This window comes from Luteitalea pratensis (assembly GCF_001618865.1).
Taxonomy (GTDB): domain Bacteria; phylum Acidobacteriota; class Vicinamibacteria; order Vicinamibacterales; family Vicinamibacteraceae; genus Luteitalea; species Luteitalea pratensis.
In genome coordinates, this window is record NZ_CP015136.1 from 3,320,810 (window position 1) to 3,338,310 (window position 17,501).

Genomic DNA, 17,501 nt, shown 5'->3' on the forward strand with positions numbered 1-17,501 from the left:
GTAAACAACTGACGCACAACGACTTACACACCATTGCTGCCGAGATCCGTACGCCCAGATGTACCCCCACACTCGACTTGATGCTTCCCGCCAGCATGCGGGCAGCGACAACGCCCTGAGTCGCAAAGACTTCCACGACACCCGTTAGTTGATATGGGCGGGCTGAGTGCCAACGAACCCGCAACTGTTTCGCCACTTCGGGATCCCGCAGCGACGGAAATCCGAGGCGATGTCATCGGGTGTTCGCAGACCACCGCTCGTAATAGTCGCTCTATGAATTGGCGCCGGTCGCCACCATTCAGTGGCTCTGAAAGATCTCTTGATAGGCGGCGACCCGCTTTCTGATCGCATCGAGTTCTTCGGGCGTGGGGTGCTCGATGTCTGCCGCGGCCGGAAGCGCCCCCAACTTCATGATGGCAGCTGTCAGAAGCAGACGCGCCTTGGTCGCGGTCAGGTTGTTGCCCTCGATGAATACGTTGCCTGGGTTCACTCGCACCAATCCGGTCGCGTTCCCTCGCGCCGCTTTCACGACGGGCACGCCGCGGTATACGGCTCGAAGGAGCTCCTGCTCCTGCGACGCCGACAGCGCCGCGTAAGGTGCGAGGCCTTCGGCCACGATGCCGGCGAGTGGGTACTTCGCCTGCAGTATGTCGACGCTGGCCGCAATGCCTCGTTCCGCCGAACGATCCGGCTGTCCACCATCGTCGTACCAGTGATCCCCTTTCACGAAGATCACTCTGGGAATGGCAGCAGCCACCAACTCTCCATCGGCCGTCTTCACGCGGACCGGGACGAGCGTGACGACAGCATCGCGCCGCAGAAGACCCTCGACGATCATGGGCATCGCGGTCACCCGCACATCCGAACTCCACGTATGTTTGCGCGTCGGCACATTCGTGATGAATGGACCCGCCGTCATCGATCCGAGGATGCCGCCATAGCCGCCGGTCGCGAGATATCCACCAGGATGTGCATCGCCTTTCTGCACCTCCCGTCCCGAGAACACGACTTCATCCTGCACCATCACGCTACCGAGCCGATCCCGGCCGCGATCATCGGCCCAGACCTTCGATAAGATGAAGTCGATCGCGTCGATGATGTTCCCGTCCCCATCCGCGCTGACCGTGCCACGATCCCGATGTGCGGCGCAGGCAACGATCGGCAGGGTGGTGTCCACCATCAGACTCAGCCAGTAGGCCGTGTCTTCGATCGTCGGGCTGCCTTCCAGCCACAGCGCGCCGGCGTAGTGGCCTGTCACCAGTGCTCGCTGCACCATGTTTGCGGCACGCGCCAGCTCCGGTCGGCCCGCGCGGGCGCTGTAGGGGCCGCTCCCGTACGCGAAGAAGTGGACGCCCATCTGCTCCGCGGGGATGTCGCCATCTCCGACGTCGGTCCGCTCCGCCTTCGCCAGACCCTTTGTATAGCCGCCGGCCGGCACCGCGCGATAGAAGTCGTAGTCTGCCTTGACGCGAATCTCCCCGCCGTTGCGTTCGATTTCCTCGAAGATGCGGGATGCGTCGGGGACGAATGTCTGGCGTGATTGGTCGACGCGAGCGCCCGCGCGTGTCGGACTTTCCCACGCCGCGCCATTCGCCCGACGTCCCATATACGGCAATGCGTAGAGACCGTCCTCCGGCCTCAACGTGACCACGTAGACGGGCTTGTCGTTCACATGCCTTCGCACCTGCGAGAACATTCCCTGCGTATCGACGTAGCCATCGGGTGGCGCGTAGAGGTCCCGCGCATCACTTTCGAGCGGGTGCGCCGTGAACATCTCGACATAGATGGTCACCGGCGCGGCGAGCCGCTGGTAGCGAGGCCAGTCGACGAGCGGCTGGCCGGACGCATCCCTTCGCAAGGGGAGCCCGTACTGTTCCCGAGCCTTGTTGCTGGTGACCAGCGGCTTGTTGTTCTGGATGGTGGCGTTGGGTCCAGAAAACACGGCGATTCTGGGTCTCGTCGATTGAGCCTGGGCCGTCACCAGCGCACCGCTGACTGCCGCAGCGCACGTCATCAGCACCGCCCGAGCGCTTGCACTCATCGCCTCCCTCCTCGGCCGTAGGGCGGCAAGACAGTTCCTGTCCCGTTCTCGAACTTGGGTGTCGCCATCGGTTCGACGACGTCGGGCGTCTCCAGATTCCCGCCACACGAGAAGTTCGCGGCGTCGGTGACGCTGCCCGCACCCTTGTAGATTGCGGTATGCGGGTACGCGCACGCCGGCCTGGTCGCTATCACGGCTAGGCCGGCGCCTGTTGGAGGCGGCCCCGGCGCACGCGAACCACCGGCATGCTGCGTCGCCAGGATCTGTGTCGGTGCGACACCGTGCTCGACCCACTGGACGAGCGCATCGAACAGCGGGCCATAGTTCGGATGCCCCGGCCACGGCCCATCGCCCCCTCCGCAGTGCGCCACGCCCGGGTAGAGGAACACGCGGTACCACGACTGCAGGGTGGGGTCGCTGACGCTGGTGCCGAAGTAGGCAGCCGTTCGTTGATAGAACGCGATCGTGTTTCGCGACGGGATGTTCCGGTCTGCGGTGCCCGTCCACATCAGGAGCTTCGTGCCAGCCGCGCGGGCCCAGCCCAGGGCTTCAGGCGTTGAAGCGTCGATGAGATCGCTCACGCGTTGGCTGGCTAGTGTCGCCAGGTCTTCGTAGGTGATGCCGAGCCGGTCGTTAGCGGCAAGGAGATGGGCGTCATCCATGTAGAGATGCGTGGCCGGGTCGAAGTCGGGGTCTGCGAGTGTCCACTGCATCATCTGCTTCGTGTAGAACGCATCGATGTTGATCGGCAACCTGGAATCGGGCTCGAAGGGGAACGCGATGAGCTCGCCCTTGCGATTACGGGGACCGCGGCGGATCAGATCGTAGGCGTCAGCCTGGTCGGTATCGAGGCACTGGTCAGCCGACGCACCGGGGCTGCCGCAGACGGCGGCCTTCGCGCTCCACTTGCAGGCGCGCGGATCGGCGAGGACGCCATCCCTGATTCCGTCCTGCATGTCGCAGGCGTCGATGGCGGCGTCGGTCGTCGCCGCGATGTGGGCGGCGGTCAGGGTCTTGCCGATGGGTGCGAGCACGTCCTTGATGACCAGCCCCGCCCACGCATGCGCGAGACTGAACCGCATCCACCACAGACCGGCGCCCCCGCCCAGCACCCCGTCGTACTCGTGCGGAATCGTCTGGGCAATGATGTGCGCCTCGCGCCCGCCCTGCGAGCATCCGGACCAGTAGGTGCGCTTCGCTGCCCTCCCGTAGTAGGTCCGCGTGAGCTGCTTGGACCACCACGTCTGCCACAGCAAATGCTCCGCAGAGAAATCGCGGATCAGGCCGATGTTGAGGGCGCCTGTCGACTCGTTCATGCCGAACGCGCAGTCGAAGCGATTGCCCGCGGGGGAGGCTGCCTGGTGCCCGCCGTCGCTCACCGCGCCCGCGTAGCCGGCATTGGTCGCGGCGGTCACGGGCCCCAGGTGCCCCATGCAGCCGCTGCTCCCCAGGTTGTGGATCTTCCCATTCCACACGCCGGCGCCCCCGTCGTCAGCTCGCAACGGGAGTCCAACTCGGATACCAATGGCCTGTCTTTGACCCTCGTCATATCCATCGGCCGGCCCCGACTTACCGGAGTTGAAGACGAACTCGACGCGACAGTACGCGACCTCCGTCGCGATTTGCGCTTGAGAACGGACACCCATCCCTGGCTGATACGCCAAGCCCGCCGACACCGGGACTGGCGTCGCCGTCAGTCTGGTGACCGCCGGATTGCCGGCCAGCCCATACGATGGCTTCGACGCAAGCTCAGCGCATCTCGGCAGCGCCAACGCAGGCGTGGGTGTCGTGAGAGCGAGTGCGCTGGCGTAGAGAATCGCTCGGCAGGCTGTGGTGGCGTTCATCGAAGCTCCTCCAACGGAAGATGCGCCATCGGCGGAGCAAACGGTGAATGGCCCTGCTCTCGGGGAGCCGGTAGAATGCGTCCTGTGACAGGGTCGGCCTCCATCACGCAGTTGCTGCGGGAGTGGAGCGATGGCGACGACGCCGCGCTGGCTGCACTCGTGCCGCTGGTGGAATCCGAGTTGCGCCGACTGGCTGCCGCCTACATGGGGCGGGAACGCCCCGGACACACGCTTCAGCCAACCGCGCTGGTCAACGAGACCTTCATTCGGCTGCTGGACGCGCAGAGGGTGCCCTGGCAGGATCGTGGGCATTTCCTCGGCGTTGCCGCGCGCCTCATGCGTCGCGTTCTCGTCGATCACGCACGCACGCGTGGCAGGCAGAAGCGCGGCGGCGACCACGAGGTCATCCCACTCAACGATGCGATGATTGCTGCGCCGCGCCTCGACTTCAACCTTCTCGCACTGGATCGCGCATTAGAGGCATTGGCAGCGGTGGACGAGCGAAAGGCGCGCATCATCGAGATGCGCTTCTTCGGCGGCTTGACGGTGGATGAAACAGCCAGCGCGCTCAGCGTGTCCGCGGACACCGTGAAGCGCGACTGGCGACTGGCGAAGATGTGGCTGTTGAGGCAGTTGGACGGAGACCGCGGTGAGTGACCGCAACCGCTGGCGCCGGGTCGAACAAATCTGTCAGACCGTCCTGGACCTGCCGGTCGGCGACCGCGACGAATTCCTGCGCGACGCCTGCGGCGATGACGCTGACATCCGCGACGAAATTCGCTTGCTCCTCGCCAAGGATCCTGCGGTTGACTCCTTCCTGATCACGCCACTGGCAGCGGTCGCCGCACACGTCATGCCGCCGACGCGTGCTTCGCTCACTGGTCGACGATTAGGGGTTCTCGCGATCGGTCCGTGCGTGGGACGGGGCGGCATGGGTGAGGTGTATCGGGCGCGTGATACGCGGCTCGAGCGAGATGTGGCGCTGAAGGTGCTGCCCGACGCATTCGCACTCGATCCGGATCGGCTGGGTCGCTTCAGACGCGAGGCACAGATTCTCGCCTCGCTCAACCATCCCAACATTGCGGCCATCTACGGTGTCGAGGAATGCGAGGACGTGTACGCGATCGTTCTCGAACTCGTGGACGGTCCGACCCTGGCCGAGCGGCTGGCGCGGGGCGCCATCCCGATGGCGGAGGCGCTGACAATCGCCAGGCAGGTGGCCGAGGGAATCGAGGCCGCGCATGAGCGTGGCGTCGTACATCGCGATCTCAAACCCGCCAACATCAAGCTTCGTCCAGACGGCGCGGTCAAGGTGCTCGACTTCGGCATCGCTCGCGCACTCGACGCGCATGCCGACTCCGAAGAGATCGGTTCGTCGCCCGCGAGCCCCGGCAATGTCACGAACACGAAGGTCGGCTCGCTCCTGGGTACTGCCGACTATATGAGCCCGGAGCAGCGCAAGGGTTGCAGGGCGGACAAGCGCAGTGACATCTGGGCGTTCGGCGCGGTGTTGTTCGAAATGCTCACCGGGCAGCACGTGAAGGTCGGGGAGACGTCGGAAGGCGCGGTTGCCCTTCCCGCAGTTGACGGGGCTGCGCTTCCGCCCGCAACGCCGGCCGCCGTACGGCGTCTGATCGCGCGGTGTCTCGAGCCGGATGCTCGACGACGGTTACGAGATATCGGCGAAGCCCGGATTGTCCTCGAGGACCCCCTCGCGACTTCGTCCGACGAAGCGCGCCTCACTACCGGCCCAGCCACCCGTATGCACCCATGGCGACGCGTAATCGCCGTCGCAATCGCCGCGGCAGCGTTCACTGCGGCGGCACTGGCCGGCTGGTACCTGAAACCATCTCCGGTACTCGCGGTCACGAGATTCGCTATCACGTTGCCGGAGGCGCGGGACGAGCTGAGCGTCCGTGGCCCTAGCCGAGCGTCGATCGCTCTGTCACGTGACGGGGCCCAGCTCGTCTACGCGTCGAACGAGCGGCTGTACCTGCGAGCGATGTCGGAGTCCGTGGCGCAGCCGATTCGAGGCAGCGAGTCCCATCAGGCGGTATTGGCGCCGGCATTTTCTCCCGACGGTCGCTTCGTCGTCTTCTGGGCGCTCTCCGATCGAACCCTCAAGCGGATAGCGATTGCCGGTGGCGCGGCCGAGACGATTTGTGCGGCGGAAAATCCTGTCGGTGTCGAGTGGACGTCGGACCATATTCTCTTCGGCCAGTTAGGAAAGGGGATCATGCGCGTCGCGCCAGACGGAGGCGCACCGACGCTAATTGCCGCGACCACGGATGGCGAGCAGGCAGACAGCCCGCAACTGCTGCCCGGTGGAAGACACGTGCTGTTCACGCTCGCCACCGGTACTGCCCGCGACCGCTGGGACCACGCACGCATCGTCGCGCAGTCCCTGGCGACAGGCCAACGCAAGACGCTCGTCATCGGCGGCAGCGCAGGCCGCTACGTCGCGACGGGTCACCTCGTGTACGCCGTTGGCGGCACCCTCTTCGCACGCGCGTTCGACGCAGCGCGTCTCGAGATGAAGGGCACGGCCATCCCTGTGGTTGTTGGCGTCGGCCGATCGGTTGGCGGGGCGACGGGCGTCGCTCAGTTCAGCGTGTCGGAGGAGGGCACGCTCGCGTACGTCGTCGGACCGGCGTCGCCAACGTACAGCGCGGGCCACCTTGCACTGGTCGATCGTCAAGGGCAAGTTGATTATCTCAACCTCCCGCCGGGTCTTTATGAATCGCCGCGGGCGTCACCCGATGGCTCGCGGATTGCTTTCGGCACCGATGACGGCAAAGAGGCAATCGTGTGGACCTTCGAGCTCGCCGGTGGTCGTGCCATGCAGCGGCTGACATCAGGCGGGAGCAATCGGTTCCCAATCTGGACATCCGACAGCAAGCGGATAGTGTTTCAGTCGGATCGGGACGGCGATCGCGCACTGTTCTGGCAGCGTGCGGATGGGGCGGCCGCAGCAGAACGCTTGACCACTCCGGACAAGGGCGAGGCGCACGTGCCGGAATCGTGGTCGCCGAACTCGGACGTTCTCCTGTTCAGCGTCGCCTCGAACGCGGGCTTCGCTGTCAGGATCCTGTCACTCGGGCGAAAGACCGTCACCAGCTACGGTGCGGTCCAGTCGGTCGATCCACCGGGCGCAGTCTTCTCTCCGGATGGCCGCTGGGTCGCCTACACGAGTAGTGCGAAACGTGGCAAGACGACCGTCCATGTGCAACCGTTTCCTGCGACCGGGGCCAAGTTCACGCTGACTGCCCGAGGGTTCGACACTCCTCATGCGGTCACGTGGTCGGCGGACGGCAAGGAACTCTTCTACGATCCGCGGCCCGGCGGCTTCGAATCGGTCAGCGTCACGACCAATCCGTCGTTCGCGTTCGGCGATCCCGTGACCACGTCGAGGTCGTTCCTCTCCAGCCCGCCGGAGGCGCGGCGGAGATACGACGTCACTCCTAGCGGCCAGTTCCTCGTGGTTACCAGCACGGGATTGCCCGGGTCCGGGGGGCCGCCAACCCCGCAAGTGCAGGTTGTTCTCAACTGGTTTCAAGAGCTGCGACAGCGCATGTTGATGGGAAGGTAGAGACCGGTCCGGTGGGTGGTGATTCGCGAGGGGAGTGGAGCAGCGCCGAGCGCCCGTGGTGGGCCGATTTGCTCAGCGTGTTCCACGCTGAAGGGCTGTACGCCCACGGACCGCCATGATGCGCAAAAACTCCACGACACCCGTTAGGCTGCTTAGCCGGGCTGGAGGGCCAGCAGGCGCGCTCCCAATGTCGACTCGCGACTCGGCTCGCGGCTGATCCCGCGCCAAGCATGCGGCAGGACCATGTCTGGGATCGGCGGCATGCTCGCGGCGGTCGCCCTCCCGCCCTGGCTGACGAGAACTCGCGCGCGAGATCGCGGAATGTCTTTGGAGACACCCCCGCGAGAATCACGGCGCCTCTTCAAGACGCGTCGGTATGCGTGTGGTTCGGAGCATCCGTCGCGCCGCCGCCGTTGAAATGGAGATTGAGCAGCACCGCCGCGATCGACGTAAGCAGGATGCCGGACTCGAGCAGCGGACGCACCGCATGCGCCATCTGCTGCGTCCAGCGCGGCGCCTCCTGCGGGATCATCCCGACGCCCACCGCAATCGCGACGATGTAGAGATTGCGGCGGTTGCCCTGGAAGTCGACGTTGGACAGGATGCGGATCCCGCTGGCGACCACCATGCCGAACATCACGAGCCCGGCCCCGCCCAGCACGAACAACGGTACCGACTCGACAAGGGCGGCCAGCTTGGGCAGCAGCCCTAGCACCACCATGATCGCGCCGCCGGCCACGCATACCCAGCGGCTCTTGACACCAGTCACGCTCACCAGCCCGACGTTCTGCGAGAAGCTCGTATACGGGAAGGTGTTGAAGACGCCACCGATCACCGTCCCGAGGCCGTCCACCCGCAGGCCGGCCGTCAGTGACCGTCGCGTCAGGGGGCGTCCGGTGATGTCGGCCAGCGCGAGGAACATTCCCGTGGACTCGATCATCACCACGATCATCACCAGCGTCATGGTGCCGATCAGGACTGGATCGAAGGTGGGCGTCCCGAACGCGAACGGGCGGACCAGTCCGAACCACGGCGCATTGGCGACCTTCTCGAAGGTCATCTCGCCGGTGACGACGGCCACGGCGCAGCCGGTGATCGCACCGAGCAGCACGGCGATGTTTGCGAGGAAGCCGCGAAGGTAGCGGATGATCAGGAGGATGACCACCAGCACGAGGAGCGCGACTGCCAGATGGTCCAGCGCCGCGTAGCCGGGGTTGTCGATCATCGGCACCCGCAACGGGCCCGCCGGCACACCAACTCCAGGTGATGCCAGCATCGACCGCAGCACAGCGACGTCGGGAGTCTGCGCCGCTGATGCCGGGCCTCCCATCGCCCAGCCAATCCCCACGCGCATGAGGTTGACGCCGATCATGACGATGATCGTGCCGGTCACGACAGGCGGGAAGAACCGCAGCAGTCGACCCATGACCGGTGCGAGGGCCATCGAAACGATCCCCGCGCCGATCAGCGCCCCGAAAATCGCCCGCGCGCCGTCCGTTCCACCATTGACGTTGGCCACGGCAACCATCGGACCCACGGCGGCAAAGGTGACGCCCATCATGACCGGCAGCCGCACGCCGAAATACGGCGAGACGCCCAGAGACTGGATCAGCGTCACCAAGCCGCAGCAGAACAGATCGGCCGAGATGAGCAGCGCGACCTCCGCCGGCGTGAGGCCGAGGGCTCGCCCAACGATCAGCGGCACCGCCACCGCCCCGCCGTACATGACCAGCACGTGTTGCAACCCGAGCGCTGCCAGCCGCGGAAGCGGGAGCCGTTCGTCGATGGGGTGCAGGACCGTGGGCGGGGCGGCACGGCGGGCCGGGGACGCGAGCATCTCCCCATTGTCGTATGCGGCGCAGTTGACGCGACGGCGAGCGGCGTTGGTGCGCGCGATTCCGGCGACAATGGCTGCCAACACGAAAGGCGGTGACGGTGGGTCGCGTGCCGGTGAGACCGGGAATTGCCGGATGCTGAAGCAGCAATTGTGGGCGACGGCGGTCTTCGCCGCGACCGTGCTCATGGCGGTCGCGAGTCCTGGCGGCGCGACCGAACCGAACATCAGCGTCATCCTTGCCGACGACCTCGGGCCTGGCGATGTCGGGGTGTACGGCGGCACTTTCGTGCCGACGCCTCGGCTCGACGCGTTGGCAGCCGAAGGGACGCGGTTCACGCAGTACTATTCGGCGTCGCCGATCTGCTCACCGTCGCGCGCCGCTCTGATTACCGGACAGCACCCGGCGCGCTGGCGTATCACCAGCTTCCTGCAGACGAGGCAGGGGAACGCCGGCGCCGAGATGGCCGACTTCCTCGACCCCCGCGCGCCGTCGCTGCCGCGAGCCTTGAAGGCGGCGGGGTAAGCCGCATGGACACCGAACTGGGCGAGGTCTACGACGCTGCGCGAGCGGTTCTCGGACCGGACACGTTCTTTCTGTTTTCGGCCGACCACGGCGCGCAGTGGCCGTTCGCCAAGTGGACGCTGTACGACGCCGGCATCCGCACGCCGATGATCGCCGTATGGCCGGGCAAGGTCGCCGCCGCGGCGCGTTCGGACGCGATGGTGAGTTGGGTCGACCTGTTGCCGACCCTGATCGAGGTCGGCGGGGGACAGGCGCCACCGCGTCTCGATGGCCGTTCGTTCGCGGGCGTGCTGCTCGGGAGGACCACCACGCATCGCGATCGCATCTTCACGACGCACACCAGCGACCCGCCGATGAACGTGTACCCGATGCGGAGTGTCCGGACCACTGACTGGAAGTACATCCGCAACCTGCAACCGAGTCGAACCTTCACGACGCACATCGATCGCGGCAAGCCGGTGGACGGCGCGGGCTACTTCGCGAGCTGGCGCGACAAGGCGGCGACCGACCCGGCCGCCGCCGCAGTTGTCGCGCGGTACCACCAGCGTCCGGCCGAGGAACTGTACGACCTGCGGGCCGATCCCGAGGAACTGCAGAACCTCGCCAGCGACCCGCGTCATGCCGGGCAGCTGCGGACGCTGCGCGCCGAACTGGATGCCTGGATGACGGCCAACGGCGACCAGGGCCGCGTCCCGGGCGAACCCTGACGCAGGCGCCGCCTTGGCTCACGAGAACTCGCGCGCGCGAGAGTGCGGAATGTCCGTGGAAACAGCTCGGGTGACCACACCGACGCTTCATTCTTTCCCGGCCTCCAAATCGTCTAAGCTCAGCGCGTCTGGATCAATCAGCGAGACAGCCGAATGCCGAATGGACCAGCCGCATGTTGAACGTCCGCGCCCAGCCCCGCATTCTTGCTCCCTTGCTCGCCGCCCTTATGTTGAGCAGTGGGCGAACCCCGCTCTTCACTCAGAGCCCCACGGGATCGACTGTGGAGCTCGTCAACGGGTGGTGGTTTACAGGCCAAGGTTTCGAGAGGCGCACAGGCTTTAGCGTCAAGGGCCGATTCACCTTCAAGGCACCTCCTCAAGTGGATCGAACGGTCGACCTTGCAGGCTCTTTCGTTGTGCCCCCGTTCGGTGAGGTGCACAATCACAATCTGGGGAGCGGTGCTGAGGAGAAGGAGAGGACGGCGGTCGGCCGTTATCTGGCCGATGGAGTGTTCTACGTCAAGATTCAGGGGAGTCCTCCGGTAAGCGATGCCGTGAGACGACGACTTTCGGCAGGCGAGCCGGACAGTGTCGACGCGGTGTTTGCGCAGGGATCGATCACGGCTTCAGGTGGCCACCCGATTCCGCTCCTTGAGGACGTGCTCCTGCCTCGAGGAGCGTTTCCGGGCTACACGAAGGAGTCCACGTCGAGCCATGCACCAACGCCACCGCGACGGCACGGTGCGTGCAGCACCGTCAGCAATGCCCGACCCTACTGCGCCGCTTAACGTTGACTCCACGACACCCGTCACGCACGGGGCCCTGGCGCCGAAAGCGTTTGGCATCACAGACAAAGGCCGCGTGCGTCCTACGAACGAAGACCAGTTCCTCGTGGCCGAACTCAGCAAGGCGATGCGGATTCGGCAAACCAGCCTGGTCGAGCCAAAGCTGCATGTCGGCGAGGAAAGGGGCCACTTGTATCTCGTCGCCGACGGCATGGGTGGCCACCGCGCCGGCGAAACGGCGAGTGCGCTCACCGTCACCGCGATCGAGCAGTTCATGCTCAATTCCTTCAAGTGGTTTTTCGCGCCTGATGAGAGCGGGGTGCAGAAGGTGCTCGCTGAGTTTCAGGCTGCGATCGGTCATGCCGATGCGCACGTCATGGCGGAGGCTGCCGAGCATCCCGAGCTCAGCGGCATGGGCACCACGGTCACACTGGCGTTTCACCTCGGATCGCAGGTATGCCTCGTCCACGTCGGCGACAGCCGCGGGTACTTCTATCGGGGTCGCGAGCTGCAACAGGTAACGCACGACCACACCCTCGTGGCCGATTTGTTGCGCAGCGGTGCGATTCAACCAGAAGAAGCGGCGAGGCATCGGTACCGACACATCATCACGAATGTCGTGGGCGGTGAGCAGGTCGGCGTCAAGGTCGAAGCGCACGCCTTCGAGGTCAAAGCCGGCGATCGGCTGCTGCTCTGTTCGGATGGATTGACCGAGATGCTGACTAACGAGGCGATTGCGCACGTGCTCGGAACGACGCCGGATCCGCAAGAGGCCGCGACGGCACTCGTGGCACAAGCCAATGCCGCTGGTGGCCGCGACAATGTGACGGTGTTGATCGTTCGCTTCGATGAAGCCGGTTCTACCTAACCGACCATCTTCTGACCGTGTGTTGGAGACCGATTGATCGAGGTTCTCGACGCGGATCGGCTGGGACGCCGATGACCGCCATTGGACGCCTATGGGCCGCTGTGGACGATTGGGGGCGGCGGGAGTCGAATAGTCGTCCCTCCGGTCTTGGCTGACGAGAACTCGCGCGCGAGAGTTCGGAATGTCCGTGGACACAGCCCGCATATAAACGTTGGGGTTCATTCGACGCATGAGCACGGCCGGAGTTACTCGCCGGAGTGCGGCGACCTCCCGGACGCGGCGGCCTTCGGCCTGCCCGACCGAGCTTGGCAGGCCTTCGGCCAGTGGCGGCGTACATCTGGCGCTAGCGGCCAAGCATCCAGATGTTTGCCGCGGAAGACGTGAGGGTCACATACAGATAGCCGTCGGCTCTATGATTGCTCGCCATGGCTCCTGTGGCGGCGCGCAGCCGCGCCTGGTGAAAATGCTGGACGGCCACTGGGTTGTCGATCGGTCGCTTCGTCACGCGGTCGACTGGCTGCAGCCAGACACAGAACGCGCCGTCCCTCAGCGAGAAGTAATAGACGCCCGAACCGTCTCGCGCCCAGCTCGGTTGCACGCCGAAATCGGTAACGATGGGTATCCACGCCTGGACGGGGATAGGGCTGCGGGAGAACGCCGGAATAGCGTAAATCTGCCTGGTCGTCGGGGTGCCCGACGTGTGAAAGACAATCCATTCCCCGTCGTCCGAGAAGCGGGGCTGAAGAAGGTACCACGCGCCGTGCGCAGCCAGTTCCCTCTCGCGGCTGGAGGTGACGTCTCGCAGAACCAGGCGCGATAGGCCGTTCTTCTGAACGACCAGTCGCGCGCCGTCTGGTGACCAGTCGCCGGCAAAGCAGTCGTCGCAGAGGCCCGACCGCCGGCCGTCGGCAAGCGACAGAAGATCAACGCCGGCGGTGTTGGAACGACCCCTTGGCACTGCAAGCGTGGCGCCGTCTCGACTGATACGGGCCAGTCCCGCTGTGTCATTCGTGACCTGGCGATCGCTCCGTCCCTGCACATCCCTCACCCACACCCCCTCCTGCCCGGTGCGGGATGACATGAACACCATGGTCCGGCCGTCGTCACTGAGGTTGGTCAATCGATCGTCGGCGGCGTCGTCGGTCACGCGCTCGAGAGCTCCGCTCCCTAGACCTGTCGTCGGGTCGAGCGGCAGTCGCCACACATCGATGTTCTCGGTCACGTTGGCGAACGCGACCTGGCCGGAGGCGCTGACCGCAGGGCCGCGCTCATTGGCGGTGCCGAACGTAAGCGCCGTAGGTTCGCCGGCCACACGCCCTGTGGCGGGCGACACGGTCACCTTCCACACGTTCGATGTTGCCGGACCGTAGGTCGTAAACACGACGGAGCCATCCTCGCCAGTCCAGGCTCCGGGAATCGGCAGACCCTCAATCCCCGCCTTGCGGAGCACCGCGACCGCACCCGTGCGAAACGGCTCACCGCCGCGTGCGTCAACGATGTACCAGTCGAGCGTGGACTGACTCGGGTCGCGTTCGCGCTCGCCAACGAAGAGAACACTGGTGCCGTCAGGTGACCATGTCCCGAGTCGGGCCTGAGCAAAGTCCGACGCGAGCGACCGCGGCGACCCTCCGCTGGCGGGAACGACAAACAGCGCAGCCGTCCCTCTGGGCGCCACCGGGACCGGAACTCCCGTCCAATACGTCACCCATCGCCCATCCGGAGAGAACCGAGGTGTTCGCGTTTGCGCCGCGTCAACGAGCAATCTGGGAGTGCCGCCAGCGATGTCCACGATGTGAACGCCGTTGGCGTTGTTCCTGGCATACACGACCGAGGCGCCGGTCGGGGAAAACGAGGGCTCGCGCTCGTCACCGGGCTCGCTGGTGATTCGCCTCGGCTGCTCCCGGCCCCCTCCGACAGGCTGGACCCAGATGTCTAGCTCGCCGGTCCCGTCGCGGTCGGAAGCGAACGCGAGCAACGATCCGTCAGCGGAGAGCGCCGGGTCGATGTTGAGTCCGGACGTCGAGGTGAGCCGCACGAGCGTCGCCCCGAAGGGTGACGGGGACGTCGCGCCGTAGGGGACCCAGCTCAACACCAAAGCGCCCGTCGCTATCACCAGCAGGACAACGACGACGCCCGCGCTCCACCGAGGCCACCGATCACGCGCCCTTGGTCCGTCGTCCGCGATCGGAAGATCGCGGGCGGCCTCGGGCGGGATGCCGGCGCCGTTCCCTTGATCTGCCTCCAATCGCTGACGGCGGCCCTGCCACCATGCATCCAGTTCGGCATGGTAGGCGTACACCGACCCGCGCTTCTCATGCACGTGCCGGTGCACCGGCATGTTCTCGCGCTTCTCCCATCGCTGGACGGTGCTCTCGTCGCGATTGAGGTACCGAGCGATGGCTTTCCAGGAATCCAGCAGTCCGTCTGTCGTATCCGGAGGGGGCGAGAGGTGGTCGATGGGCATCGATGCCCCGTAGTGGGGTGCGCCTGCGCCCGGATTCTACTCCCGCCAGCCGGTAAGACGCCGCACGACGCCGCAATAGGCCGCGCGCCGGGTCATGCGGGTTCTTGCCGATTGCGAGTCGTGCTGGCCACGGCCAGGCTAGGCGCAGCACCCACGACCTCGCCACACCACCCTGGAGATGCCATGTTGAAGCGTTCACGCTGGACCACGCTCGGGCTGTTCTGCGCGCTCTCGATACCTGCGCCGGCAGCCGCCGCCACCGACCCTGTCACCGAGTGGAACCTCATTGCCGTATCTGAGACGCTGAGCGCTTCGCCTACGCAGGCGCCCGCGGTGCAGACGCGAACGATGGCGATCGTCCAGGTGTCAGTGCATGACGCCGTGAACGCCATCACCCAGCAATATCTGTCCTACAGTTCGCCGGGGCACGGACCGTCGGGCGCCGGTGCGGAGGCGGCAGCGATCGGGGCCGCCCATCACGCCCTGGTCTCTCTGTTCCCTGCGCGCGAGGGTGCCCTCAACGACCTGCTGGCGTCATCCCTCGCGACACACGGCGTGTCCGAGTTCGACCCGGGTCTCGCGTTCGGCCAGTCGGTGGCGGCAACCATCCTGGCGCGTCGCGCGACAGACAACGCTGCCGCCGCGCAGTTCGACTACACCGCTCCGGGCGCAGGCGCCGCCGGAGTCTGGACAGCCCTGGGGAACACGCCCGCGTTGCTCCCGGGCTGGGGCAACGTCACGCCGTGGGTACTCCGCAGCGGATCGCAGTTCCGCCCGGATGGCCCACCGGCCCTGAGTAGCGAGACGTATGCGCGCGATTACGACGAAGTGAAGCTCATTGGGTCCTTTGACAGCAGTCAGCGCACGCAAGAGCAGACCGACATCGCGCACTTCTGGCGTGCATCGCCCACCGCCATCTGGAACGGTGCGATGACCCAGGTCCTCGAGGGCGGCAACCTCGACCTGTCGTCGAAGGCGCGTGCGTTCGCGTTGTTGTATCTCGCTGCCGCCGACGCCAGCATCGCCTGCTGGGACGCGAAGTACACCTACAACTTCTGGCGGCCGTTACCTGCCATCGCCAATGGCGAGGCGGACGGAAACGCTGCCACTGCCGGCGACCTGTTGTGGCAGCCGCTGCTCCTGACCCACCCGCATCCGGAATACCCGTCGGGCCACACCACCAACAGCGGCGCGATGAACACCGTCATCCGGCTGCTGTTCGGCAATGCGCCCGGCGTGCCGATTCAACTCACCTTCACGGGGATTACCCGCGAATGGCTGACACTCAGCGAGGGTTTGCAGGAAGTTGTCGATGCGCGGGTGTACTCGGGGATCCACTTCCGAACGTCCGACGAGGTCGGCGCCAGGCAGGGTCGCCAGGTGGCGCGTTTCGTGCTCGCTCACGCGCTTCGCCCGACAACGGGGGAGTGGAAGTAGAGCGCTGACGACGGCACGCGAGAGCAGGAACCCCATCGGCCGGTGCGGGGCCGGGACCGGACACGCCACGGGCCGGGGCTCACTTGCCGTGACGATCACTGACCGCCGGAGCGGCCTTCGCCAGGGCTCCGGCGCTCAGGCCGTCCGGCGGTGAGACAAGCAGCGGCGGCCGCGGCGAGGTCGCTGTACTTTGTGGAAGACGGCGGTTGACAAACGCCCCACCCACTACGCAGGGCGTTGGTGCACGGCTCCTCTCTTGGCCCTTCGCGCGGCGTTGGCGTGTCGGTTGCCCCCGCGGCATGATCGAGGGATGAAGTCGAGGGTACACCCGACGTACAAGACTCGCTATCGGGTGGGGAACTGGCGCGCCTGTGAGCGCGCACGCGTTCGGCGCGGCGACGTGACGCTGTGGCTCTCGCCGGATGCCCTGGCCGCGTGGGGCGTGCCGGCGTCCGGCCGACCTGGCGGGCAGCAGCGGTTCTCGGATCTGGCCATCGAAACCGCCTTGACGCTTCGACTGGTCTTCGGCTTGGCCTTACGCCAGACGGAGGGCTTCGTCCGGTCGATCCTGACCGTGATGCGCGCGGGTCTCGATGCCCCGGACCAGAAGACGCTCTCGCGACGGAGTCAGTGGCTGGACGTCGCAGTGCGTAACCTCCCGGCGAAGGGACCGCTGCATCTGATCGTCGACAGCACGGTCTTTCAGTGAGGGGGGGAAGGCGAGTGGGCCGCAGCGAAACATGGCGGACGTGGCACGCGAGGCTGGAAGAAGCTGCATCTGGGTGTCGACCGCTCCGGAGTGATCATCGCGCACGCGCTGACCGAGTCGACGGCCGATGACGCGACCGTGGGCATTGACCTGATTGGCGCGGCGGCCGGTGGGATCGCCAGCGTCACGGCGGACGCGGCCCACGACACGGTCGCCTTCTATGAGACCGCGAGCGCGCGCCACGCGCGGGTGGTCGTGCCGCCGACCAGGACGGCGAAGGTGTCGCGCCGCGGACCGCGCTCGAGCGCGCGCGATCGCACGATCAGCGACGTGGAAACGCTCGGGCGGCGGCAATGGCAGAAGGCCTCCGGCTACCACCGGCAGGCCCGCGTGGAGAACGCTGTCTTCCGCTACAAGTCCATCATTGGCGACGGTCTTCGGGCCCGCAGTGGTAGGGGCCGAGAATTCGATTCGAGCTTGGCCTGCCGCGTCCTGAATCGGATGACCGCGCTTGGCAGGCCAGCGTCGGCCGCAATCACTCGTGACGAGCTCTGGGTTGGGGGAGTGCATCTCCAGATCGAGCCATGCACCAACGCCGCGCGAGCTCGCCGGTGGCACGGGCCCGCTGTACCCACTGCAGCAACGTCGTGACACTGATCGCAAAGCGCTGCGCGACGACCTGATACGTGTCAGTGCT

At 66.0% G+C, this 17,501-nt stretch carries 11 protein-coding genes and 1 pseudogene; 8 read left to right on the top strand and 4 right to left on the bottom strand.

Features of this window, described 5'->3' with window-relative positions:
• Positions 1-298: 298 nt before the first annotated feature.
• Both LuPra_RS13635 and LuPra_RS13640 read right to left on the bottom strand, forming a co-directional pair.
• Entirely contained in the window at positions 299-2,041 is a 1,743-nt protein-coding gene (locus LuPra_RS13635) for an asparaginase domain-containing protein (RefSeq protein ID WP_234800876.1), read from the bottom strand.
• Positions 2,038-3,543 carry a tannase/feruloyl esterase family alpha/beta hydrolase gene (locus LuPra_RS13640; RefSeq protein WP_157899151.1) on the bottom strand — a complete coding sequence of 502 codons (1,506 nt, stop codon included), beginning with the start codon at positions 3,541-3,543 and terminating at the stop codon, positions 2,038-2,040. Before LuPra_RS13640 ends, LuPra_RS13635 begins: the two co-directional genes overlap by 4 nt.
• Before the next feature lie 417 nt (positions 3,544-3,960).
• On the opposite strand from LuPra_RS13640, the gene LuPra_RS13645 reads away from it, so the two are divergent.
• Entirely contained in the window at positions 3,961-4,542 is a 582-nt protein-coding gene (locus tag LuPra_RS13645; RefSeq protein WP_110171260.1) for a sigma-70 family RNA polymerase sigma factor, read from the top strand.
• On the top strand, positions 4,535-7,474 hold the full coding sequence (locus tag LuPra_RS13650) for a protein kinase domain-containing protein (protein ID WP_110171261.1): 2,940 nt from the start codon (positions 4,535-4,537) through the stop codon (positions 7,472-7,474). The genes LuPra_RS13645 and LuPra_RS13650 overlap by 8 nt, the downstream gene beginning before the upstream one ends.
• 361 nt (positions 7,475-7,835) lie before the next feature.
• Here the strand turns inward: LuPra_RS13650 and LuPra_RS13655 are convergent, their stop codons facing one another.
• Positions 7,836-9,311, bottom strand: coding sequence for a nucleobase:cation symporter-2 family protein (locus LuPra_RS13655; protein WP_110174677.1), 1,476 nt, complete (start codon positions 9,309-9,311; stop codon positions 7,836-7,838).
• Between the two features lie 25 nt (positions 9,312-9,336).
• Between LuPra_RS13655 and LuPra_RS33250 the strand changes: the two genes are divergently transcribed.
• The 3 genes from LuPra_RS33250 to LuPra_RS13665 all read left to right on the top strand — a co-directional run bounded on the left by LuPra_RS33250 (position 9,337) and on the right by LuPra_RS13665 (position 12,194).
• Positions 9,337-9,834, top strand: a complete 498-nt coding sequence (locus LuPra_RS33250) for a sulfatase family protein (RefSeq protein ID WP_234800877.1) — start codon at positions 9,337-9,339, stop codon at positions 9,832-9,834.
• Positions 9,835-9,839: 5 nt separating this feature from the next.
• Positions 9,840-10,541, top strand: coding sequence for a sulfatase/phosphatase domain-containing protein (locus LuPra_RS33255; protein ID WP_234800878.1), 702 nt, complete (start codon positions 9,840-9,842; stop codon positions 10,539-10,541).
• A gap of 741 nt (positions 10,542-11,282) precedes the next feature.
• A complete protein-coding gene (locus LuPra_RS13665; protein ID WP_157899152.1) occupies positions 11,283-12,194 on the top strand; it encodes a PP2C family protein-serine/threonine phosphatase in 912 nt (303 codons plus the stop codon).
• Between the two features lie 343 nt (positions 12,195-12,537).
• On the opposite strand, the gene LuPra_RS31910 is transcribed toward LuPra_RS13665, so the two are convergent.
• A complete protein-coding gene (locus LuPra_RS31910) occupies positions 12,538-14,658 on the bottom strand; it encodes a TolB-like translocation protein (protein WP_157899153.1) in 2,121 nt (706 codons plus the stop codon).
• Positions 14,659-14,841: 183 nt separating this feature from the next.
• Here LuPra_RS31910 and LuPra_RS13685 point away from each other — a divergent pair, with 183 nt between their 5' ends.
• The 3 genes and pseudogenes from LuPra_RS13685 to LuPra_RS13695 form a co-directional block, all read left to right on the top strand.
• Positions 14,842-16,095 carry a vanadium-dependent haloperoxidase gene (locus LuPra_RS13685; protein ID WP_157899154.1) on the top strand — a complete coding sequence of 418 codons (1,254 nt, stop codon included), beginning with the start codon at positions 14,842-14,844 and terminating at the stop codon, positions 16,093-16,095.
• Positions 16,096-16,405: 310 nt separating this feature from the next.
• Positions 16,406-16,804 (top strand): transposase, encoded by a 399-nt coding sequence (locus LuPra_RS13690; RefSeq protein ID WP_110171264.1) that lies wholly within the window; start codon positions 16,406-16,408, stop codon positions 16,802-16,804.
• Between the two features lie 18 nt (positions 16,805-16,822).
• A pseudogene (locus LuPra_RS13695) lies at positions 16,823-17,455 on the top strand (transposase); the annotation flags it as partial.
• Between the last annotated feature and the right edge of the window lie 46 nt (positions 17,456-17,501).

Coding starts and splice junctions, on each gene's coding strand:
- LuPra_RS33255 (WP_234800878.1), top strand. CDS start 9,840: ATGGACACCGAACTGGGCGAGGTCTACGACGCTGCGCGAGCGGTTCTC.
- LuPra_RS13690 (WP_110171264.1), top strand. CDS start 16,406: ATGAAGTCGAGGGTACACCCGACGTACAAGACTCGCTATCGGGTGGGG.
- LuPra_RS13635 (WP_234800876.1), bottom strand. CDS start 2,041: ATGAGTGCAAGCGCTCGGGCGGTGCTGATGACGTGCGCTGCGGCAGTC.
- LuPra_RS13645 (WP_110171260.1), top strand. CDS start 3,961: ATGCGTCCTGTGACAGGGTCGGCCTCCATCACGCAGTTGCTGCGGGAG.
- LuPra_RS13685 (WP_157899154.1), top strand. CDS start 14,842: ATGTTGAAGCGTTCACGCTGGACCACGCTCGGGCTGTTCTGCGCGCTC.
- LuPra_RS31910 (WP_157899153.1), bottom strand. CDS start 14,658: ATGCCCATCGACCACCTCTCGCCCCCTCCGGATACGACAGACGGACTG.
- LuPra_RS13655 (WP_110174677.1), bottom strand. CDS start 9,311: ATGCTCGCGTCCCCGGCCCGCCGTGCCGCCCCGCCCACGGTCCTGCAC.